Source organism: Pseudomonas violetae, from assembly GCF_023072615.1.
In the GTDB taxonomy this organism is placed as follows: domain Bacteria; phylum Pseudomonadota; class Gammaproteobacteria; order Pseudomonadales; family Pseudomonadaceae; genus Aquipseudomonas; species Aquipseudomonas violetae.
Genome location: NZ_JAKNRW010000004.1, coordinates 160,078 through 179,642, shown reverse-complemented (window position 1 = coordinate 179,642; position 19,565 = coordinate 160,078). Strand labels below are relative to the sequence as shown.

The 19,565-nt window shown below is 59.8% G+C and carries 20 protein-coding genes and 1 pseudogene; 10 read left to right on the top strand and 11 right to left on the bottom strand.

Annotated features, from left to right (window positions below):
- The first annotated feature begins 35 nt into the window (after positions 1 to 35).
- Positions 36 to 518 (top strand): acyl-CoA thioesterase, encoded by a 483-nt coding sequence (locus tag L9059_RS07480; protein ID WP_034149366.1) that lies wholly within the window; start codon positions 36 to 38, stop codon positions 516 to 518.
- Between the two features lie 70 nt (positions 519 to 588).
- On the opposite strand, the gene pdxY is transcribed toward L9059_RS07480, so the two are convergent.
- Positions 589 to 1,461 carry a pyridoxal kinase PdxY gene (pdxY, locus tag L9059_RS07475; RefSeq protein WP_247289712.1) on the bottom strand — a complete coding sequence of 291 codons (873 nt, stop codon included), beginning with the start codon at positions 1,459 to 1,461 and terminating at the stop codon, positions 589 to 591.
- 120 nt (positions 1,462 to 1,581) lie between these two features.
- Between pdxY and L9059_RS07470 the strand changes: the two genes are divergently transcribed.
- Positions 1,582 to 1,995: a DUF3301 domain-containing protein gene (locus L9059_RS07470; RefSeq protein ID WP_247289710.1), complete on the top strand. Its 414-nt coding sequence runs from the start codon at positions 1,582 to 1,584 to the stop codon at positions 1,993 to 1,995.
- Positions 1,996 to 2,067: 72 nt separating this feature from the next.
- On the opposite strand, the gene L9059_RS07465 is transcribed toward L9059_RS07470, so the two are convergent.
- Entirely contained in the window at positions 2,068 to 3,033 is a 966-nt protein-coding gene (locus L9059_RS07465; RefSeq protein WP_247289708.1) for a CobW family GTP-binding protein, read from the bottom strand.
- 27 nt (positions 3,034 to 3,060) lie between these two features.
- Between L9059_RS07465 and L9059_RS07460 the strand changes: the two genes are divergently transcribed.
- A complete protein-coding gene (locus tag L9059_RS07460) occupies positions 3,061 to 3,417 on the top strand; it encodes an NADH:ubiquinone oxidoreductase (protein ID WP_247289706.1) in 357 nt (118 codons plus the stop codon).
- A gap of 4 nt (positions 3,418 to 3,421) precedes the next feature.
- On the opposite strand, the gene L9059_RS07455 is transcribed toward L9059_RS07460, so the two are convergent.
- The 3 genes from L9059_RS07455 to L9059_RS07445 are packed head-to-tail and all read right to left on the bottom strand — an operon-like array spanning position 3,422 to position 5,477.
- The gene (locus L9059_RS07455) at positions 3,422 to 4,012 is read right to left on the bottom strand and encodes a DUF1826 domain-containing protein (RefSeq protein WP_247290025.1); all 591 of its coding nucleotides are present in this window, start codon (positions 4,010 to 4,012) and stop codon (positions 3,422 to 3,424) included.
- 59 nt (positions 4,013 to 4,071) lie between these two features.
- Positions 4,072 to 5,277: a zinc metallochaperone GTPase ZigA gene (zigA, locus tag L9059_RS07450; RefSeq protein WP_247289704.1), complete on the bottom strand. Its 1,206-nt coding sequence runs from the start codon at positions 5,275 to 5,277 to the stop codon at positions 4,072 to 4,074.
- Complete coding sequence (locus L9059_RS07445) at positions 5,277 to 5,477, bottom strand: hypothetical protein (protein ID WP_247289702.1); 201 nt, start codon at positions 5,475 to 5,477, stop codon at positions 5,277 to 5,279. Before L9059_RS07445 ends, zigA begins: the two co-directional genes overlap by 1 nt.
- A gap of 229 nt (positions 5,478 to 5,706) precedes the next feature.
- On the opposite strand from L9059_RS07445, the gene folE2 reads away from it, so the two are divergent.
- The 6 genes and pseudogenes from folE2 to L9059_RS07415 form a co-directional block, all read left to right on the top strand.
- Positions 5,707 to 6,603: a GTP cyclohydrolase FolE2 gene (gene folE2, locus L9059_RS07440; protein ID WP_247289701.1), complete on the top strand. Its 897-nt coding sequence runs from the start codon at positions 5,707 to 5,709 to the stop codon at positions 6,601 to 6,603.
- The gene (locus L9059_RS07435; protein ID WP_247289700.1) at positions 6,600 to 7,271 is read left to right on the top strand and encodes a metal ABC transporter ATP-binding protein; all 672 of its coding nucleotides are present in this window, start codon (positions 6,600 to 6,602) and stop codon (positions 7,269 to 7,271) included. Before folE2 ends, L9059_RS07435 begins: the two co-directional genes overlap by 4 nt.
- Positions 7,268 to 8,134 (top strand): metal ABC transporter permease, encoded by an 867-nt coding sequence (locus L9059_RS07430; RefSeq protein ID WP_247289699.1) that lies wholly within the window; start codon positions 7,268 to 7,270, stop codon positions 8,132 to 8,134. The genes L9059_RS07435 and L9059_RS07430 overlap by 4 nt, the downstream gene beginning before the upstream one ends.
- Positions 8,135 to 8,145: 11 nt before the next feature.
- Complete coding sequence (locus L9059_RS07425) at positions 8,146 to 9,021, top strand: metal ABC transporter substrate-binding protein (RefSeq protein WP_247289698.1); 876 nt, start codon at positions 8,146 to 8,148, stop codon at positions 9,019 to 9,021.
- The gene (locus L9059_RS07420) at positions 9,018 to 9,578 is read left to right on the top strand and encodes a gamma carbonic anhydrase family protein (protein ID WP_247289697.1); all 561 of its coding nucleotides are present in this window, start codon (positions 9,018 to 9,020) and stop codon (positions 9,576 to 9,578) included. Before L9059_RS07425 ends, L9059_RS07420 begins: the two co-directional genes overlap by 4 nt.
- Positions 9,579 to 9,580: 2 nt before the next feature.
- Positions 9,581 to 9,805, top strand: a pseudogene (locus L9059_RS07415) (dihydroorotase); the annotation flags it as partial.
- A gap of 164 nt (positions 9,806 to 9,969) precedes the next feature.
- On the opposite strand, the gene L9059_RS07410 reads toward L9059_RS07415, so the two are convergent.
- On the bottom strand, positions 9,970 to 10,491 hold the full coding sequence (locus tag L9059_RS07410) for a DUF3617 domain-containing protein (protein WP_247289696.1): 522 nt from the start codon (positions 10,489 to 10,491) through the stop codon (positions 9,970 to 9,972).
- Between the two features lie 131 nt (positions 10,492 to 10,622).
- On the opposite strand from L9059_RS07410, the gene cls reads away from it, so the two are divergent.
- Complete coding sequence (gene cls, locus L9059_RS07405; protein WP_247289695.1) at positions 10,623 to 12,062, top strand: cardiolipin synthase; 1,440 nt, start codon at positions 10,623 to 10,625, stop codon at positions 12,060 to 12,062.
- Here the strand turns inward: cls and cfaB are convergent.
- The 5 genes from cfaB to hflK (L9059_RS07380) form a co-directional block, all read right to left on the bottom strand.
- Entirely contained in the window at positions 12,059 to 13,243 is a 1,185-nt protein-coding gene (gene cfaB / locus L9059_RS07400; protein ID WP_247289694.1) for a C17 cyclopropane fatty acid synthase CfaB, read from the bottom strand. The genes cls and cfaB overlap by 4 nt on opposite strands.
- 203 nt (positions 13,244 to 13,446) lie before the next feature.
- On the bottom strand, positions 13,447 to 15,360 hold the full coding sequence (locus L9059_RS07395) for a heavy metal translocating P-type ATPase (RefSeq protein ID WP_247289693.1): 1,914 nt from the start codon (positions 15,358 to 15,360) through the stop codon (positions 13,447 to 13,449).
- A complete protein-coding gene (gene hflK / locus L9059_RS07390; RefSeq protein WP_247289691.1) occupies positions 15,357 to 16,415 on the bottom strand; it encodes a protease modulator HflK in 1,059 nt (352 codons plus the stop codon). Before hflK (L9059_RS07390) ends, L9059_RS07395 begins: the two co-directional genes overlap by 4 nt.
- Positions 16,412 to 17,452: a protease modulator HflC gene (gene hflC / locus L9059_RS07385; RefSeq protein WP_247289689.1), complete on the bottom strand. Its 1,041-nt coding sequence runs from the start codon at positions 17,450 to 17,452 to the stop codon at positions 16,412 to 16,414. The genes hflK (L9059_RS07390) and hflC overlap by 4 nt, the downstream gene beginning before the upstream one ends.
- Entirely contained in the window at positions 17,449 to 19,416 is a 1,968-nt protein-coding gene (gene hflK, locus L9059_RS07380) for a protease modulator HflK (RefSeq protein ID WP_247289686.1), read from the bottom strand. The genes hflC and hflK (L9059_RS07380) overlap by 4 nt, the downstream gene beginning before the upstream one ends.
- Positions 19,417 to 19,565 lie beyond the last annotated feature (149 nt).

Below are 19,565 nucleotides of genomic sequence, written 5' to 3'. Positions count from 1 at the left end.
GCTCCCGAAATCCTGCCTTGACCCGTGAGAACGTTATGGAACCCGGAAACGCCCAACTGTCGATGACGGTATTGATGACTCCCGACATGGCCAACTTCTCTGGCAATGTCCACGGTGGCACCCTGCTCAAATACCTCGACGAAGTGGCCTACGCCTGCGCCAGCCGTTATGCCGGCCGCTACGTGGTGACCCTGTCGGTGGACCAGGTGATTTTTCGCGAGCCGATTCATGTCGGCGAACTGGTGACGTTCCTGGCGTCGGTAAACTACACCGGCAACACCTCGATGGAGGTGGGCATTAAAGTGGTGACCGAAAACATTCGCGAACGCTCGGTACGCCACACCAATAGCTGCTTCTTCACCATGGTCGCGGTGGATGACCAGCGCAAACCGGCCGTGGTCCCGCCACTGCAACCGCAGAACAGTGAAGACAAGCGTCGTTTCATGCAGGCACAGCAGCGTCGGCAGATTCGCCAGGAGCTGGAAAAGCGTTATCAGGAAATCAAAGGCGACGCTTAATCGAAGATCGCCGCCGGCGGTAGCCCCTAAGGGGTATGCCGCAGGCGGAAATCTTTTGCGCTGCGCTGCGTTACAAGCTGATCGGCATCGCCTCAAACCGCACCCGCGGATGGGCGATCCGGTCCTGCGACCGCACCAGTTCCAGCTCATAGCTGGCGCAAGCCTGGGTTTCCAGCAGCACTTCATGCACCGCCGCCGCAGTGAACTCGAACGCCGCCACCAGAGTGTCACCCAGCAGCACGCGGGCCAGAAATAGTCCGGACGTCAAGTCACCCACGCCCACCGGCTGACGCGGAAATGCCAACAGAGGCCGGCGCAGGTGCCAGCTCTCGGTCGCAGTCACCAAAAGCATCTCGAAAACGTCGTCCGGTTTGCCCGGATAGTCCAGATGCTTGACCAGCACAGCCTTCGGCCCCCGCGCCAACAGAGCTCGCGCCATGGCCAGGCAATCGCACAGCGACTGCGGTTTGCGCCCCGAGAAGCTGTCGAGCTCCAGCTGATTCGGGCACATGAAGTCGGCGACAGCTGCCGCTTCTTCCAACAGGAAATCGCTGACTTCGGCCGGCACGCTGCAACCCTTCTCAGGATGGCCCATCACCGGGTCACACAAGTACAACGCTTTGGGATTGATCGACTTAATCCGCGCCACGCCTGTGAGGATCGCTCGCCCTTGGGCCGCGCTGCCGAGGTAGCCGGACAGCACGGCATCGCAATTACCCAGCTCACCAATCGCAGCGATGCCTTCCACCAGCTCGGGAATCTGATGCGGCGGCAGGATTTCACCGGCCCATTGCCCGTATTGCGTGTGGTTAGAGAACTGCACGGTGTTAAGCGGCCAGACATTCACCCCGACCCGCTGCATCGGGAAAACCGCGGCGCTGTTGCCGGCGTGGCCGAACACAACGTGAGACTGGATGGCGAGCAGATGGGGGGTACGTTTCATGCGGTGAGTTTTCCGTAAAACGATTGAAATTCGAGCCGCGCAGTATGCGACTAAACGCAGCCTGTACGACAGACCGGCGACGCAGTTAAGCTGGCACTATCTTGTTGGAGCACCCTGTTGATGCTGACCCTCGGAAATATCTTCGTGCTGATGCTGCTGGCCACCGGCGCCGCGTGGCTGTGGCACAACCACGGCTTGCGCGAGCGGGCGCTGGAGCGGGTCAAGCAGCATTGCGCCAAGCTCCAGATCGAGCTGCTGGACGGCAATGTTGCGTTGAAAAAAATCGGTTTTATCAAAGATGCGAACGGCCGTCGACGCCTGGCGCGGGTGTACAACTTCGAATTCACAGTGACTGGCGAGACTCGACATAACGGGACCATCACCCAGTTTGGTGTGCACAGCGCGCAGATTGAGCTGGCGCCCTACCCGATGCCGTCAGATGACGTCGCACCGGTGGTCGATGTGGTGAAACCTCGTGGGGAAGTGATTGAAATGAGTCAGTGGCGCCAGGAACACACGAAGTGGCGCCCATAGATCAAAAAGTCGTAGCCTTCGGCAGCTCATACGCGCATGTGGGCGCCGCCGAAGGCTGTGATCTTTTGATCTTCAACCCAACCGACAGTCGGCCAAACCTCTTTGCAACACCGACACATCCTGCGGCTCACTGAAAATCAGCTCCAACCGCGAATCCTGCCGCCACTCACTCGGCTGCCAATCCAGCGCCGAGCTATCCAGCGCATTCGCTGAAACCCAACCATCGATGCTGTGGATAACCCCCTTCACCCGCCGCCAGCTATGGCTTTCCAGCCACCGACCAATGAGCGCGACATCAAATGTCTGGCTTGGATGCCAGCGCCAGCCGATGCTCCACCCGCCTTCCTGCGCCTGGCTCAAGCAAATCGGCAACACAGGATCAGTCCAGATCGCCGGCATCTGCCCCAACCCCTTGGGCACGACAAAGTTATGCACACCCGCAACTGCCTGACTTTCCAGCCCCGGCAACGCGCTCAATGGCATGACCGCTTGCTGTGTCCAATACAGCGGACGCACCGGCAATAACGCAGCGATTTGCTGACGATCGCTCGCCTCAAGTCCTTCTGACTTGTTCAGCAGCAACAGACCGGCACTGCTCAGCGCTTCCTGCTGCGCCGCTGGCAACGGCTTCCCGGCCGCCAGCGCCTGGGCATCCAGAACCAGGACACATGGCTGAACCGCCAACACACCTTGCCACGGCGCCTCACTCAATTGCCGCAGCAACTGCGCCGGATGCCCCAGCCCGGAGGGTTCGATAAACAACCGATCCGGCTTCGCCTTGCGCAGCAATCGACCGAGGCCAATCTGGAACGGCGCACCATTGACGCAACACAAACAGCCCCCGGCCACTTCACCCAGTGCGATACCATCGGCGTCCTGGCTCAGCAGTGCGGCGTCGAGGCCGATCTGGCCAAACTCGTTGATCAACACCGCCCAGCGCTCGGCCGCTGGTCGCTGGGCCAACAAGTGCTTGATCAGGCTGGTCTTGCCAGCGCCCAAGGGCCCGGCAATGACGTGCGTGGGAATGTTCTGCAACATGGTCGAAGTTTTCTGAGGAGGTAAGGGATGCGGTTGACGGGATTGTCGTTGCTGCTGGCATTGGTGTCGGGCGAGACCCTGGCCCAGGCGTGCGTGGTACATAGCACGGCGGAACGGCTCGACGTGAAAGTCTGCCAACAGAACCGCAACATCCCGGAAAAACTCTTCGCCGATGGTTTCTGCCAGCCGAACCTTCCCGGACAAAAAGTCGATGTGCACTACATCGACCAATGCCCCACAGGTGCCTTCGGCGTGTGCAGCAACGCCCAAGTCGCCAATATGCCTTACCGCCAGGATATTCACTATTACGGCGTGGCCACCGACGCGGCGTATTTGCAGCCGTTTTGCGAGGCGCAGAGCCAGGGCAACTGGCTCAAACCCTGAAACGTCAGCTCAACCAGTCAAGTGTCAGGATCAGCCGGCGCTCCCCCGGCGCTGGTTGCGGTGAACGGTGGATCAGGCCGAAGCCTTCGTTGCCGTGCCACTTCTCGCCTTTGAGCAGCGCCACGTCACCGCTGTTGATTTGCTGGACCGGCGACTGCGGTTCGGCCTCGGGTTTGCCCAGTTGCCGGCGATCCATCGCCCCCTCTTTCAGCCACTGGCTACCGATACCGGCGTAGGTGGTGATCAGCCGGACCGGCACATGATCGACGTGGAAACGCGGGCACATGGCCGAGTCCAGCACCCGCAGGCGCAGGCCGATACGCTTGGCACCGAGCAAACAGGCGAAAGCGCTGACCAGCCAGGTCACGTCGGTGATGAAGCCTTCGTAGCCTTCCAGGTCACTGAAGCCTGAGGCCAGTCCACGCAGGTTGGGTTCGGCGTCCTCGTTGGCCATTTCCAGAGAGAGCGACTCGGCCAGCGGTTCGTTCAACGACAGCAGCAAAGTGGCGAAGTCGGCGATGTGCACTGGGAGTTGGCGCTGCCAGACCGCTAGATTGGCGTCGTCGTGGAGAATTTTCGTCAGGATTTTAGGCATTGCTCCGTGGTGCTGACGTTTTTCCCGGACAGGCGCCTTCGCTGGGATGAACGTGAACATCAGGCAGCCTCTTCGTGCCAAGGGCCGAACGGGTCCGGCAACAGATGCCAGCCCTCGATGCCTTGGGCCATTTCATCGTCGGTGAGCAGGCAACTATCGAGCTCGGCGGTGAGTTGTGCGAAGTCGATGTTCTGGCCGATGAACACCAGCTCCTGGCGGCAATCGCCCGTCATCGCGGTCCAGTTCTCCATGATTCCGGCGGTGCTTTCTTCGTCCTGCGGCCACTCGGTTTTCGGCACGAAACGCCACCATCGACCAGCAAAACCGTGGCGCATCAAACCGCCTGCCTGGGACCAGCTCCCGGCGTCCATGTGCTTGCTGGCCAGCCAGAAGAAACCCTTGGAGCGCAGCAATTTGCCGTTCACCCACGGGCGGTCGATAAAGCTGAAAAAACGTTGCGGATTGAACGGCCGGCGCGCGCGATAAGCCGTGGAAGCGATGCCATATTCTTCGGTTTCCGGCGCATGCTCTCCGCGCAATTCCTGCAGCCAGCCTGGGGCTTGGGCAGCTTTTTCGAAGTCAAAGCGGCCGGTGTTCAGGATTTTGTTCAACGGGACTTCTCCCATGACCATTGGGATGATTTCCGCTTGGGAGTTCAGTCGCTCAAGAATCGCAATCAACTCTTGGCGCTCGCTGCTGCTGATCAAGTCGATCTTGCTGATCAGGATCACGTCAGCGAATTCGATCTGCTCGATCAGCAAGTCAGTGATCGAGCGCTCATCCTCCTCGCCCAAGGTTTCGCCACGGGATGCGAGGCTTTCGGCGGCCTGGTAATCGAGCAGAAAGTTCATGCCATCGACCACGGTGACCATGGTGTCGAGCCGGGCGATGTCGGCCAGGCTCTGGTCTTCTTCGTCGCGGAAGGTGAAGGTTTCCGCTACGGGGAGCGGCTCGGAAATGCCGGTGGACTCGATCAGCAGGTAATCGAAGCGACCGTCCTTGGCAAGTTTGCCCACCTCTTCCAGCAAATCTTCGCGCAACGTACAGCAAATGCAGCCATTGCTCATTTCCACGAGTTTCTCTTCGGCGCGGTTCAGGCTGACATCACGCTGGACTTCGCTGCCATCGATGTTGATCTCGCTCATATCGTTCACGATCACAGCGACGCGTAGGTTGTCCCGATTACGTAGTATGTAATTTAGCAACGTACTCTTGCCGGCGCCTAGAAAGCCCGACAGGACGGTCACAGGAAGACGATGGGGCATCAGGTATTCCTCACAGGATGTAGCCGGCCAAATCGCCCGATGATGGCGTTGCGCAGCTCTTCACGTTCTTGGGGCATAAAGGCGAACACGTTTAATGTTATATTATAACAACACAAAAAAACCAGCCCCTGCTGTTCCCCACTACGAAGGGCACGATGCTTGAAAAGCTTTTCCAACTCCGGCAGCAGCGGCAAGTCCATCTGTAGCCACGTTGCTGGCTGCTAAACCTGCGCTTTTTTCTGCCCCGCTGCCGCCATGAAGCGTGCAGTGGCCGATATCGCGCCGCCCTCGGACACGCAACACCGATGCGCCGGACGCCGCGAACCAAGTGCCGTCTGCGCACGCTGAATGCCCTCTCGTGAAAAAGGCATCGCCGCTTTCTATGTTATAATATAACATTGTAGATCAACTCCCACGATGGACCTGCTCATGAATGCGCTGACTCTGCCGGATATCGCCGCGCAGGCCTCACGCCAAGCCCTGCCACTGGAGTGGGTGGGCATGTGCGGCATTGCTCTTCCTGTTTTATTCGATGGCCAACGGCTGAGCGCCACGGCGGATGCCGGCGTGAGTCTGGACGATGGTGAGGCGCGTGGCATCCATATGTCGCGGCTGTATCTAGCGCTGGGAATACTTGACCGGGAAAACCTCACCCCCCGGTTACTGCGCAACGTTTTGCAGGGTTTTCTTGAGACTCATGAAGGCTTATCCGACAACGCCTATTTGAAAATTCACACCCATTTGCTGCTCAAAAGACCTGCGCTTATCAGCCCGTTGGCCGGTTGGAAGACCTATCCGGTCAGCATCGAAGCCAGTTTGAAAAACACGATGTTCCACGTGGAACTAAAAATCGCCGTGCCTTATTCCTCCACCTGCCCGTGTTCAGCAGCGCTTTCGCGCCAACTGATACAACAACAATTCGTCAATGATTTCACCAATACGCCGTTGCAGCACGCCGATGTGTTGGCCTGGCTCGGTTCTACAAAAGGCATCGTCGCCACACCGCACAGTCAACGCAGCACCGCTCAACTGCAGCTGTGCCTGGACGACTATCTCGATGAGTTGCCATTGATCGCGCTCATCAACGACGCCGAAGCCGCCCTCGGCACAGCCGTGCAAACCGCCGTAAAACGCGCCGACGAACAAGCGTTCGCCTTGGCCAATGGGCAGAACCTGATGTTCTGTGAAGACGCCGCGCGACGCTTGAACCTGGCGCTGAAGCGCTCCCCAGGCATCCACGGATTCCACGTGCGAGTGGTGCACGCCGAAAGCCTCCACGCCCATGACGCTGTCGCCGAAAGTCGCTTTAACTGGGAGGCCGCATGATCCGCTGCCAATCCCTGCGCTGGGGCGCACCCGGTCAACCACTCACGCCCGCTGTGAATTTCGAGTTAGCCAAAGGAAGCCTCACCGGCGTCATCGGTGCCAACGGCTCGGGCAAAAGCAGCTTGCTGAAAGTCATCGCTGGACTGCAAAAACCACTGGCGGGCAAAATAGTTCTGGATGTTCCACGCAAGGGCGGCCTCTCGTTCCTCCCTCAGCAACAACACCTGGACCGCCAGTTCCCGATCAGTCTGCAAGCGTTGGTGGCCGCCGGATTCTGGGGCAGCAAACAATCGCCTGAGCTCCGTAATCAGCGACTCAAAAAAACGCTGGAAAACTGGTACCTCACAGGCCTGGAGAATCGCCCGTTGATGGCGCTCTCAGGCGGCGAATTACAACGTGCGCTGCTCGCCCGGCTAAGTCTCGCCGAAGCACCATTACTGCTACTCGACGAACCCGACGCCGCACTCGATGAACTCGGCCAGGAACTGCTCTGGAGACACATCCACGCCTGGCACGCCGACGGTCGAACACTCGTCGTCGTGTGCCATGACTTGGCCGCCGTTCGCCAACACATTCCCCAAACGCTGCTGATCAAAAGCACCGGCTGCACGCTCGGACCAAGCACCGAACTGATTCGCCCACAACCGCAAACACAGGTGGCTCGATGATTGCCGCCGCCCACCTCTGGCAGCCGTTCCAAGAGTTCGTATTCATGCGTCGGGCACTGCTCGGAGGTCTGGTACTGGCCTGCAGTACTGCGCCGCTGGGGGTGTTTCTGATTCTGCGACGCATGAGTCTTATCGGCGATGCCGTCGCTCACGGCATCTTGCCCGGTGCCGCGCTGGGTTTTTGGTTCGCCGGTCTGAGTCTTCCCGCATTGACGATTGGCGGCCTCGGTGCCGGCCTAAGCATGGCGGGTCTCGCCGCATGGATCACCCGCCGCACCGGCCTGCGAGAAGACGCCAGCCTCGCCGCGATCTACCCGATCTCCTTGGCAAGCGGCGTGCTCATCCTCGGCTTTGCCGGCAAGCGCCTGGACCTTTTGCATCTGTTGTTCGGCTCGGCGCTGGCCGTCGATGGCCCGACATTGAACGGCATGTTGTGGGTCTCCGGCTTCAGCCTGATCGCCATGGCGCTGATCTACAAACCGCTGCTGCTCGACACCCTCGACCCGCTCTTCCTGCAAACCGTCAGCCGTCTTGGGCCACTCGCCCATGGCGTATTCCTGACCCTGGTGGTGTTAAACCTGGTAATCGGTTTCCAGGCGATAGGCGCGCTGATGGTGGTCGGTTTGATGATGTTGCCCGCGGCCGCTTCGCGCTTCTGGAGCCGCCGATTGCCAGTGCTCATAGCCATTTCCGCCGTGCTCGGTTGCCTCTCGGTGTGGTTCGGGTTGTTGCTGTCGTTCTATAACTCGCTGCCCAGCGGCCCGGCGATTGTGCTGGTGGCTGGCGGTTTGTATCTGCTGTCCGTGGTTTTCGGTCCGGTGCACGGCTTGCTGCGCCGCCCGCCTTTGCTCACATCCCAATGAGGTGTTTACCGATGCGCGCTTTACTCGTGCTATTGAGTTTGATGCTGTCGATGCCCGTGTCTGCCGCTGAGAAACTGCAGGTGGTCACCAGCTTCAGCATCCTTGCCGACATGACCCATCAGGTCGGCGGCGATCATATCCAGATCACCAACATGGTCAGCCCGGACGCCGACGCCCACACCTATGAGCCGACCCCGGACGATGCCAAAGCCTTGCTCAAGGCCAAGCTCATCATCAAGAACGGCCTCGGCTTCGAACCATGGCTGGATCGCCTGGTGACCAGTACCGAAACCAATGCCCCGGTGATCAGCGCCAGCCACGGCGTCATCCCGCGCTCACTGGATGAGGACGGCGAAACCATCCCCGATCCGCACGCCTGGCACAACCTGGCGAACGCGGAGCTATACATCGCCAACATCACCAAAGCACTGATCGCTGCCGACCCGGCGAACAAAACCGACTACCAGCGCAACAGCCAGGTGTACCTAAAACGGATCTACGCCCTGCTCGCCGAAGCCAAGGCCAAACTCGGTTCGCTGCCAACAGGCAATCGCAAGATCGTCACCTCCCATGACGCCTTCGGTTATCTGGGTCAGGCCTACAACATCAACTTCATGGCGCCTCAGGGTTTGTCCACCGAGCGTGAACCGTCGGCCGCCGAAGTGGCTGCGTTGATCACCCAGATTCGCCAGGCCAAGGTCAAAGCGGTGTTCATGGAAAACATCAAGGACGCGCGCCTGCTCAAGCAGATTGCCCATGAAAGCGGCGCGCACATCGGTGGCACCTTGTACTCCGATGCACTCGCGGCAACCGGTCAGGCCAGTACCTTTACCGGTCTGTTCGAATACAACCTAAACACCCTTTACAACGCGTTGAGCAAGCCATGATCCGCAAGAATCCCTCAGGTGATTTGCCGGTAATTGCGGAATCGGCCTACGTGGATAAAACCGCAATCATCTGCGGTAAAGTGCTGATCGGCGACAACGTATTCGTCGGCCCCTATGCAGTGATTCGTGCCGACGAAGTCGACGCCTCGGGCGAGATGGAGCCGATCACCATCGGCGCCAACTCGAATATTCAGGACGGCGTGGTGATCCATTCCAAGTCCGGCGCAGCGGTGACCATCGGCGAGTTCACCTCTATCGCCCACCGCTCCATCGTCCATGGCCCCTGCACTGTCGGCAACCGAGTGTTCATCGGTTTCAACAGCGTATTGTTCAACTGCATGGTCGGTCACGGCTGCGTGGTTCGACACAATTCGGTAGTGGACGGCCGGGACTTACCCGACGCCTTCTATGTGCCGTCCACTACGCGCATCGGCACCGGCACCGATCTGTCGCAGTTCCCGCCGGTGAGCGTCAATGCCTCGGAGTTTTCCGAGGACGTGGCGCGTACCAACATCGACCTGGTGCGCGGCTACAAGGCACTGCAGAACGAGTTTTGAGCATGAGCAGCGTGCTGATTCGCAATGCTCGGCTGGTGAATGAAGGACGCGAGTTTGACGCCGATCTGCTGGTGATGGTGAGCAATGGCCGTATCGTCAAGATCGCCGGCAGCATCGAAGGTGAAACGGCGAACGTGGAAATCGATGCCTGGGGTCAATGGCTGATCCCCGGCATGATCGATGACCAGGTGCATTTCCGCGAACCCGGGGCGCCGCAAAAGGGCAACTAGTACACCGAATCCCGAGCAGCGGGAGGGATTTTTGGGAGGATGCTGATTGATAGGCTTTTACAGCCGAAGGAGTGTGAGGTTTTAAACGGTGCCTTCGCAGACAAGCCTCGCGCCTACGGACTACTAATCGCTCGTAGGCACGAGCCTTGCGCGCGACGCTTTTAAGCCCTTGGCTTGACCGTTCCGCAATCCTTCCCCAACCAGACGGCGCGAGTATCAAGGCTGCCCTTCTGCTGAATGCCGGTCGCGTTGAACGTACCGTTGACCTTGGTGGTGAACTCACGATCACTGAGGAACGTCGCCACACCGGCACCTTGCGCTTTCGGGCAACTGAAACGGAATTTCCACTGGTTGCCGTTACGTTCGGTGATTTCCTGCTTGCAGCCCGATTGCGGGTCCGTCAGGGGAATGTTGTCGGAGGCCACTTGGGCCTGCGTCAGGCATGCCCGAATCCCTTTACCGCCCATAGTGATGCCCTGCTTTTCCAACTGCGCCCGTTGCTCCGGGGTCATCTGGCTTTGCAACTGCCCGAGGATCAATTGCAGATCCGGCAGGTCCTGGTTATCGACCTTCATGTTGCTCGAAGTCAATTCCCACAAACCTGGCTGCAGCATCTGCGCCTGAGCGGCCACAGGAAGGGACAAACCAAGGGCGATGGCCAAACCCAGCAGACGAACGTTCATCGAGTAACTCCTGATCAATAGTGGCCGTTAGACGTCAGCCACGGGCTTCGGTTCATGGACCAATTAAATAGCGACATTCTGCACGGAACATGATCTGTTATGCATTGAATCTTGAGGAGCAAGGTTGCCCCATGGATTATTTTGGACCGCATGTTTTCGGTTATCTGATCGCGCTATTGCACTCGTTGGGCCTGATCGCTGCCATCCACGCCGTGTTGACCGTTCGAACCGCCCAAGGCTCGATAGCCTGGGCCCTGTCACTGTTGTTCATTCCCTACCTGACGCTTATCCCGTACCTGGTCTTCGGCCGCAGCACCTTCGATGGTTATATCAAGGCCCGGCGCCAGGCGAACGAGGAAATGCGCAAAGCCATCTCCGAACTGAATTGGCGCCCCTGGGTAGAAGAAGCCCTGACCGCCCGCGCATCAAATGCCTACGCCTCGTTGAGAGCGATGCCGAAACTGGGACGCATGCCGTGCCTGGCGAACAACGAAGTACGATTGCTGATCAACGGCACCGCCACTTTCGAAGCGATTTTCGAGGCTATCAGCCACGCCAAGGAAGCCGTGCTGATCCAGTTCTTCATTATCCACGACGACCGTCTCGGCCAACGCCTGCAAACCCTGCTGCTGAAAAAGGCCGCCGAAGGCGTGGCGGTTTACCTGTTGTACGACCGCATTGGCAGCCACTCGTTGCCCCATAGCTATGTGCAGACGCTGCGCGACGCTGGCGTCGAGGTCAAAGCCTTCGCCACCCGCAGCGGCTGGCTCAACCGCTTCCAGGTCAACTTCCGCAACCACCGCAAGATTGTGGTGGTGGACGGCGTACTGGGCTTCGTCGGCGGGCACAACGTTGGCGACGAATACATGGGCGAGAAGCCGCCCCTCGCCCCCTGGCGCGATACCCACGTGCAAGTGCGCGGGCCAGTGGTGGCCAGCATGCAGGAATCGTTTGCAGAAGACTGGTTCTGGGCCGCGCGCTCGCTACCGCCGCTGATCCTGCCGGATGAGTACCCGGACGACGGCGTGCTCTGCCAATTACTCGCCAGCGGTCCGGCGGACCCTTACGAAACCTGTTCGCTGTTCTTCGTCGAAGCCATCCATGCGGCAACTGAGCGCGTGTGGATCGCCAGCCCCTACTTCATCCCGGACGAAGCCGTGTTCGCCGCATTACGCCTGGCCGTCCTGCGAGGGGTGGATGTGCGCTTGCTGCTGCCCTCGCGCCCGGATCACCGGATCGTCTACGCCGCGTCCAGCCTGTATGCCTTTGAAGCGGTGCGCGCAGGCGTGCGGGTATTTCGTTACCAGCCCGGATTCCTGCATCAGAAAGTGGTGTTGATAGACAGCGAAATCAGCGCCATCGGCAGCGCCAACCTGGACAACCGTTCATTCCGGCTGAATTTCGAAGTGATGTTGCTGACCGTCGACAGCGTGTTCGCCGCCGAGGTGGAGCAGATGCTCAACGATGATTTAGCCCAGGCCCACGAGATCGCAAAAGAAGAAAGCCGGGAGACCCACCGTCTGCAACAAGTCGGCATGCGGGTCGCCCGGCTGATATCACCGATACTTTAAGGCGTGTAGATGTCGTCGCGGGTCCAGGGCAGTTCATGGCTCCCATCCGGGTGGGCTTTCACTGCGAGGATCTGGTGCAGGTTGATCCAGCCTTTGGCGAACGCGTAAGCGCAGCCGGCCAGATACAACCGCCAGATCCGCAACGCTTGTTGCGGCACTTCTTTGGAAGCGGCTTCCAGGTTGTCTTCCAGGCGCTCGCTCCAATGGTCGAGGGTGCGCGCGTAATGCAGGCGCAGGCTCTCGACATCGACGATCTCAAGCCCTGCTTCGCTGATCTCGGCCGAGATCATTGAAAGGTGCGGCAACTCGCCGTTGGGGAACACATACTTCTCGATGAAGTCACCGGCACCGCGTCCCACCGGACGGCCGTCAATGTGCTTGGCGGTGATCCCGTGGTTCATCACCAAGCCACCCTCCTTCACCGCGCCAAACAGAATTTTGCAGTATTCGGTGAGGTTCGCATGGCCAACGTGTTCAAACATACCGACGCTGACCACCTTGTCGAAACGCCCGTCCTGGGGCAGATCACGGTAGTCGAGCAGTTGCAGCTCAACCAGATCCTCCAGCCCTTCTTCTTTAACCCGTTCACGGGCCAGGGCCAATTGCTCTTTGCTGAGGGTAATGCCGAACACCTTCGCGCCAAACTCCCGGGCCGCGTAGCGCGCCAAACCGCCCCAACCACAACCGATATCCAGCAAGTAATCACCCGGTTGCAGGCGCAATTTACGGCACAAGTGGCGAAATTTAGCTTGCTGGGCTTGCTCAAGGGATTCGCTGCCCGTCTCGAAATACGCACAGGAATACGCCATGTCGCTGTCGAGCCACAGCTGATAGAACGCGTTGGAGAGGTCGTAATGGTAGGAAATCGCTTTGGCGTCTGTTTCCTTATCATGGACAAGGCGCGCTGGCTGACTGTCGGCGTTACCCAGTAACGCTTGGCTCCATTCATCGCAGACGCGGATCACCTCACTGATCGAGCCTTCGAGTTCAAGTTTGCCTTCGACAAACGCCGCTCCGAGTGCATCGAGGCTTGGATGGGTCAACTGGGTAACCATTTGCGGGTCCTTGACCACAATGGTGACGCTGGGCGTCGGGCCCAGATTGAATTCATGGCCATCCCAGAGTCGCAAGCGAAGCGGTAACTGCAGATTCTGTAAGGCCGGTGGAAGTTGCGCGAGCATGGATAATCCCCTTGTTTCAGACGTCTGATCTGAGGGTAGACCATCATAGAAAAATAGCTGGCTATCGAATTAACAGCCTTTTTCTATAACTCGCGGCGCTCGCAACAGCCGTCGTGAGTCCAAATAACGATGGCCCACACCCTAGATGACTACGAAGTGGGCGCACAGTTCTGAAAAGTTTGAATCGAGCCCGCTCCTGGGGTTTAGAGCGTTTCGTCCTTGAGCTTGAGCAAAGGTTCCTGAAACCGCAGCAAACGGCCGGCGTTGCCCAACACCAGCAAGGTACTCAGGTTATGCAGCAGCGCGGCAATCATCGCCCCGGCCGCGCCGAGCCAGCCGAACGCCGCGAACGCGACAATCGCCAAGGTCCAGCCCAGACCGATGATCACGTTCACTTGCAGGGTTTGCCGGCACTGGCGACTCAAACGCACACACGTCCCGAGCCGCCGCAGGTCGCTGCCGATTAGCACAATGTCTGCCGACGCCAAGGCAATGTCCGCCCCGCCAGCGCCCATGGCCACGCCGACCACGCCGGCCTTCAGCGCCAGGGAATCGTTGATGCCGTCGCCCACCACCATCGGCCGGAAGCCTTTGCCGATTTCGGTCATCACACGATTGAGTTTGTCTTCCGGCAACGCCTGGGCCTCGACGTCGCTGATACCAACATCCCGCGCCAACGTACGGGCGACACTTTGCCGATCGCCCGTGAGCAGCAACTGCCTACCCAAACCCAGCTCGCGCAACTCGTTCAGGGCAAAGCGCGCTTCCGGCTTGATGGTGTCCGCCAGCAGCAGCCAGGCGAGAAATTCACCGTTCAGCGCCAGACCGGCAATTGGCCCGTCATGATCGGGAACGGCGGAAGTGGCAATGCCCAACTGCGCGAACAGCTCCGGACGACCCAGCGCTGCTTCGCCCTGCTCAGTCATCGCCACCACGCCCAAACCTTGGCGTTCGTGAATGTCTGAGAGCAACAGGAAATGCTCTTGCGCAACCAGGCTGGCCAACGCACAGCTAACCGGGTGACTGCTCGCCGAGCCGAGGCTGGCGGCAAGTTTCAAGACCTGGCTGCGATCTTCCACCGGACTGTCGATGGATTGCAGGCGTAACGTGCCAAACGTCAGCGTCCCGGTTTTGTCGACGACCAGAGATGTCAGGTCCGCCAGCTCTTCGAGAAATGCCGAGCTGCGAATCAGAATCCCGTGACGCGCCGCCACCGCGACCCCGGCAATCGCCGTGGCCGGCGCTGACAACACCAGTGCACACGGACACGCCGCGACCAACACCGCGAGCATCGCCTGGGCGTCATTGGTCACGAACCAGGTGACTGCGGCCAGCAACAACACCAGTGCCATGTAGCTGCCGGCGTAACGCTCCAGCAAACGGGTGATCGGTGGCTTGGAACGTTCAGCGCTTTGCATCAGCGCGATGACTTTGCCGAGAGTCGACTCATTGCCGGTGCGTGTCACTTCAATGCGCAGCAGGCCATCGAGGTTAATCGCGCCACCGAACACGGCCATGCCGACGTTCGCCTCCAACGGCACCGACTCGCCGGTAATAGAAGCGGTATCCAGGCTCGCCTGACCGGACAACACCCGACCATCTGCCGGCACTCGATCCCCGGCGCGCACCTCGACAATGTCACCCGCCTTGAGCGTGCCGTTGTCGACTTCGACAATGGCGCCGTCTGCCTGAACCTTTCGCGCGTGGCTGCGGGTCAGTTTGCCGAGGGCGTGAATGGCCTCCTGGGAACCGATCACACTGCGCTCTTCCAGCACGTGGCCGAAGATCATGATGATCGGCAGCAATGCAGCCGTGAGCAAATCACCGGTAGCCCAGGCGCCGAGCATCGCCAGTGCAATCAACTGATCGGTGATCCCGTGCAGGCTCGGATAACGCAAGCTGTACCAAGCCGAACGCATCACCGGCACAGCGACCAGTACCGAAGCGAAGCCGAGCAGCAATTGACTGACGCCGATTTGTTCCGGGGAGAGCCAGCGCCAGATCAGACCCAACCCGAGCAAGCCGAGGGCGAGCATCGCCAAGGTCAATTGGCGCGCAGCGCTGCGTTTCTCGGCCGAGGACAACATGCTCGGTGCGGCGGCGGTGTGGGCAGTCATTGTGCAGCTCCCTGAATGATCAGGCGGGAATCGTCTTTCGGATCGACCGTGGTCACCGAGCCGGCCTGACCAAGAATCTTCGGCAGCCGCTCCCGGTAAATACGCAGCAGCATCTGTGGGTCGGTACCCTGCTGTTGCGCTTTGGCCAAGCTCAATACTGTGGCGGTATCGGCCGAGGCTTTAGCCAGTCGTTCACTGGCTTGGGCGTGAACGACTTGCAAGGTCCGGTCGGCTTGTTCGTTAGCGGTCTGGGTGAGCTTCTCGGCTTCGGTGCGCGCGTTGGCCACGGCTTTGTCAGCTTGCTGGCTGGCGGTCAGCACGGCATTAAAAGCATTTACCGCAGGGCCGGGCAGACTGGATTGCACATCGACGCGAGCGACTTCAATGCCGATCCCCTGCCCGGTCGCGCTAAGTTCGGCCAAGCGTTGATTGATGCCTTGCACCAGATCACCGCGCAAGCGTTCGCGGCGTTCGGCGGCTTTGTTATCGGCGCCGATCAGTTCAGGGCGCGCAACCAGAATGGTGTCCAGATCGCGGGCGGCGGTGAGTGCCACGGCGCTGCGGGTAACAATTCGATCCAGCGCGGGCAGCACATGTTCACCTTGAAGGACGAAGTCATACGGTTTGGCGACTTTGTAAAACACCCGCACATCCAGTTGCACCACGCCGGCGTCGCCCGTCAGCAAATAGCCGGAACCTGCCAGTGCATCACTGAGCGGCGTGGCAAACGTCGCCACGCGATCAGCCTGCAGCGCCGCCTCACTGCGCAGCAAATTTTCCACTCGCCGTTCAATCACTCGATCCGCCGCAGGCAACAAAATCACCTGCTCAAACGGACGCGGCCACGCCAACAACAGGCCGGCATTCTGGATGCGATCCAGCGCGCCAAAGTGCAACACCACGGCGCGATTTTGCGGATCAATCTGCCGCACATTGGAGATCGCCCAGGCCAAAGCGGCGAGTACCGTCACCGCGTACAACGTCTGAAAAGCCAAACGCCCGGCCTGAATCCAAGGACTGCTTAACTCATTTGTTCCACGTGGAACTAAATTCATGGCTGCGACCCGGACGTATTGTCGAGGCTTGGCGGACCGTCAACCAACACCCGGAATGGCGCGGCGTCGGTGCGCAAAATCAGCTTGGTGCCCGGTGAAACAATCGTGCCCAAGGTGTCGAGCGAGCGCAGCAAGTTGTAGAGCTGCGGCGATCCAGCATAAGCGCGCCCGTAAATCTGTGCAGCTTCGACGCGGGATTGTGCTTCTATGTCGGCGGCTTTTACAGTCGCGTCGGCTTGCACAATACGGGCATCACGCTCGGCGGCGGAACGGATTTGCGCGGCTTCGCGCTTACCAATAGCTGTGCGTTCAGTGGCGATTGTTTCACGCTCGGCACGCATGCGATCCACAGTGGCCGTGAGGGTTACCGACGGCAGGGTCAATCGTTCGATGCCGACTTGCAGCACGCGCACGCCATAGGTGGTGAGCAACTGCTGATCAATCTGCTGACGCAATTGCGCTTCGAAATCGGCGATGTGAACCTGACTGGCGTCGGTATTCACCAGGTTGGCCAGATCAAAACTGCTGGCAGTGGTTTCCAGTGCCGAGCCAACAAAGGTGCGAATCTGCCGCGCGGCTTCATCCGGTTGGTTCTGCACGGCGCGCATAAAGCGCTGCACATTATCCGGGTCACCCTGCACCTGCCACACCACGTAAGCCTGCACGATGATGCGCAAACCATCCCGCGTGCCAACATCCTGCAAACCGCTGGAAGTTGTGCGTAAACGCAGGTCTACCGGAATCGCCGCTTCGAACGGTGCCGGCCAACGCCAGCCCAGGCCTGGCTCCAGCAACACGCGCGAAGGATTGCCGAAACGGGTGATCACCGTGGCTTCTCCGGAACGCACTTGCACCAGGCTCGCCGCAACGATGGCGAACGCCACCAGCAACGCAGCCCAACCCATGCGCCGCCATGGGAAGGGGCCAGCTTCCTGTGTGTCAGCGTGGTGGTGATGGTGATGCCCGTGATGATGCCCGCCATGGCCGTGATCGTGGCCAGTGTGGTCATCGTGATCGTGAGTATGCGACTGGCTCAAGGGGTGGCTCCTGGCTGAGCGGTATTACGCACCGGCGCTGGGTCTGCCGGCAGCGTGAAGGTACGTAGGTCAATAGTCGGCGCGTTACTGCTGCCGCCCAGACGGTGGTCGAGCACCAGCAACTTGGCATTGGCCAGGCCCTGGGTCAGTTGAGTGAAATATTGCTCCAGCACAAAGGCCTGGCCGGCGCTGGCGTAGGCTTTGCGTTCAGCGCTGAATCGCAGGCCGGACGCCTGCGCGGTGGCGTTGATTTCACGGGCGCTGGCGGTGGCGTGAGCGCGAGCAATACTGGCCTGCAACTGCGCCTGATTGGTCGCCTCGGCTGCCGCGCCGCGCTCCCGGGAGATCAATGCCTGGGCACCAATCTGCGCCGCCTGCACGCCGTGATAAGCGTTGGCAGCACCGGCCGGCGGGTGAATCGCCTCGACCACCGTGGCGAGAATTTCCACCCCGCTGTCGAGCTTTTGCAGATCGGCCTGCACGGCACGACCGATCTCTTCGCCTAGCCCTACCCTGTCTTCACCAAGCAAACCGTCGAGGGTGCGCGAGGCGAAGTCGTGCACCAGAATCCGGCTGGCGGTGCTGCGAATCAGCGTCGGTACATCGGCACTGTTATAGGTCGCGGCCAACGCGTCTTTGTCGTTCAGGCCGATGCGATAGACGAAGCGCACGTCCATGTTGACGATCTGAAAGCTCTGCTTGTCGGCACGGCTGCTGGCAATAACTTGGGATTTGTCATTCACATGACTGGCATCCCACAAGCGGTTGGCGATTGCCGGGGCCGGGCCTTCGGCCGGTTCAACCGCCGCCGGGGTCGATGTTTCACCGACATTGGAGGCCAGCTCATGGACCACTCCGTTCTCGACGCTGAGCACCCGACCCCACGGCCAAGGCAAACCGGCGTGCAAACCCGGCCCGAACACCTCCAACGGTTTGCCGAAACGTTCGTAGATGCCGCGCCCCTGCAATGGAATTTCGTGTATGCCGGTGAGCGCCCAACCGACGATTGCCACCACCGCCAGCACCGGTAAAAACGCCAGACGCATATAAGTGAACGCCCAGATTTGCCGCAAGTCGATGCCGAAGCGGTTGTGTAATTCATGCTGCAACGCCAGCAATGGTTGCGGCGGCCAACGCAGCAGGTCAGCGACAAAGCTGCGCGCCATTAACGACGGTTCCAGTTGTTCACGTTGCGGGCTGAACAGCGATAGCACCGCGCGCAGCAGTAACTCAACGGCCACCAGCCCTGGCAGCAAACCGATCAACACCGCCAGACGCACCGGCCACACCGACGTGTCGTTGCCGAACAACAGGCACAATGCGCTCAACACCAGGCAAATGATCGCCACCCGCGTCAGCTGTGCCAACGACCCTGCTTCGGGCCATTCGGCGGGGTTTTCCTGGGCCAGTTGCCGCTCCAACACCAACAGACCGAAGGCCAGCAGCAGCGACAGAACCGCGCCGACACTGGCTGGCAAACCCAGCGCAGCGGGGGTGAGCGCCAGGCTCCAAAACTGTTCAAGGCTGAACAACACCAGCAATGCCCACGCGCCGAGCCACAATGTCGGAGCGCCGATCTGCACCAGCAGGTTTTGCCAGCGCTGTCCGAGCCGGTCCAACAAGCGCTCGTACCCACTCTGTGGCTCAGGCGCTTCATCAACCTCGATCACCACCGGCACCAACACAGTCGGATTCATCGCCTGCGCCCGCCATTGGGTCACCCACCACGCCGATTGCAGGCCCGCGACGAGCACCAGCAAACCGGCGCTCTGACTGACCAACAGCGCCGCCCATAGCGCCTTCGGCGCAAACAGCCCGGTGAAAAACGCCAGCAACAGCCCCATCGCCGCCACGGCACTCAGCCCGATAGCGTAATGACGCAATCGCCGCCCTTGAAACAACGCCTGCTGAAAGCGCGGCAATCCGGCTACTTGCGTTTCATCGACATCTAGATCGACTTGCATACCACCCCAGTGTGTTTCGTTGTTGACGTCGAAGCTCGTTACATTTTGTTACGATATAACGAACACGGTGAAATTTCTGTTCTAAATCGTTCTATTCCAAAGTGCACAAGCTGTCGCCTAGCTGAAGGCCTTGACCGAAATGCTTTGAA

Bases quoted from the DNA above. Each gene is read 5' to 3' on its own strand.
- L9059_RS07395 (WP_247289693.1), bottom strand. From the start codon at position 15,360: ATGACTGCCCACACCGCCGCCGCACCGAGCATGTTGTCCTCGGCCGAG.
- hflK (WP_247289691.1), bottom strand. From the start codon at position 16,415: ATGAATTTAGTTCCACGTGGAACAAATGAGTTAAGCAGTCCTTGGATT.
- L9059_RS07420 (WP_247289697.1), top strand. From the start codon at position 9,018: ATGATCCGCAAGAATCCCTCAGGTGATTTGCCGGTAATTGCGGAATCG.
- L9059_RS07465 (WP_247289708.1), bottom strand. From the start codon at position 3,033: ATGTTGCAGAACATTCCCACGCACGTCATTGCCGGGCCCTTGGGCGCT.
- L9059_RS07430 (WP_247289699.1), top strand. From the start codon at position 7,268: ATGATTGCCGCCGCCCACCTCTGGCAGCCGTTCCAAGAGTTCGTATTC.
- cls (WP_247289695.1), top strand. From the start codon at position 10,623: ATGGATTATTTTGGACCGCATGTTTTCGGTTATCTGATCGCGCTATTG.
- cfaB (WP_247289694.1), bottom strand. From the start codon at position 13,243: ATGCTCGCGCAACTTCCACCGGCCTTACAGAATCTGCAGTTACCGCTT.
- L9059_RS07445 (WP_247289702.1), bottom strand. From the start codon at position 5,477: ATGGACTTGCCGCTGCTGCCGGAGTTGGAAAAGCTTTTCAAGCATCGT.
- folE2 (WP_247289701.1), top strand. From the start codon at position 5,707: ATGAATGCGCTGACTCTGCCGGATATCGCCGCGCAGGCCTCACGCCAA.
- L9059_RS07455 (WP_247290025.1), bottom strand. From the start codon at position 4,012: ATGCCTAAAATCCTGACGAAAATTCTCCACGACGACGCCAATCTAGCG.
- L9059_RS07435 (WP_247289700.1), top strand. From the start codon at position 6,600: ATGATCCGCTGCCAATCCCTGCGCTGGGGCGCACCCGGTCAACCACTC.
- L9059_RS07470 (WP_247289710.1), top strand. From the start codon at position 1,582: ATGCTGACCCTCGGAAATATCTTCGTGCTGATGCTGCTGGCCACCGGC.
- zigA (WP_247289704.1), bottom strand. From the start codon at position 5,277: ATGCCCCATCGTCTTCCTGTGACCGTCCTGTCGGGCTTTCTAGGCGCC.
- L9059_RS07460 (WP_247289706.1), top strand. From the start codon at position 3,061: ATGCGGTTGACGGGATTGTCGTTGCTGCTGGCATTGGTGTCGGGCGAG.
- L9059_RS07410 (WP_247289696.1), bottom strand. From the start codon at position 10,491: ATGAACGTTCGTCTGCTGGGTTTGGCCATCGCCCTTGGTTTGTCCCTT.
- hflK (WP_247289686.1), bottom strand. From the start codon at position 19,416: ATGCAAGTCGATCTAGATGTCGATGAAACGCAAGTAGCCGGATTGCCG.
- L9059_RS07480 (WP_034149366.1), top strand. From the start codon at position 36: ATGGAACCCGGAAACGCCCAACTGTCGATGACGGTATTGATGACTCCC.
- L9059_RS07425 (WP_247289698.1), top strand. From the start codon at position 8,146: ATGCGCGCTTTACTCGTGCTATTGAGTTTGATGCTGTCGATGCCCGTG.
- pdxY (WP_247289712.1), bottom strand. From the start codon at position 1,461: ATGAAACGTACCCCCCATCTGCTCGCCATCCAGTCTCACGTTGTGTTC.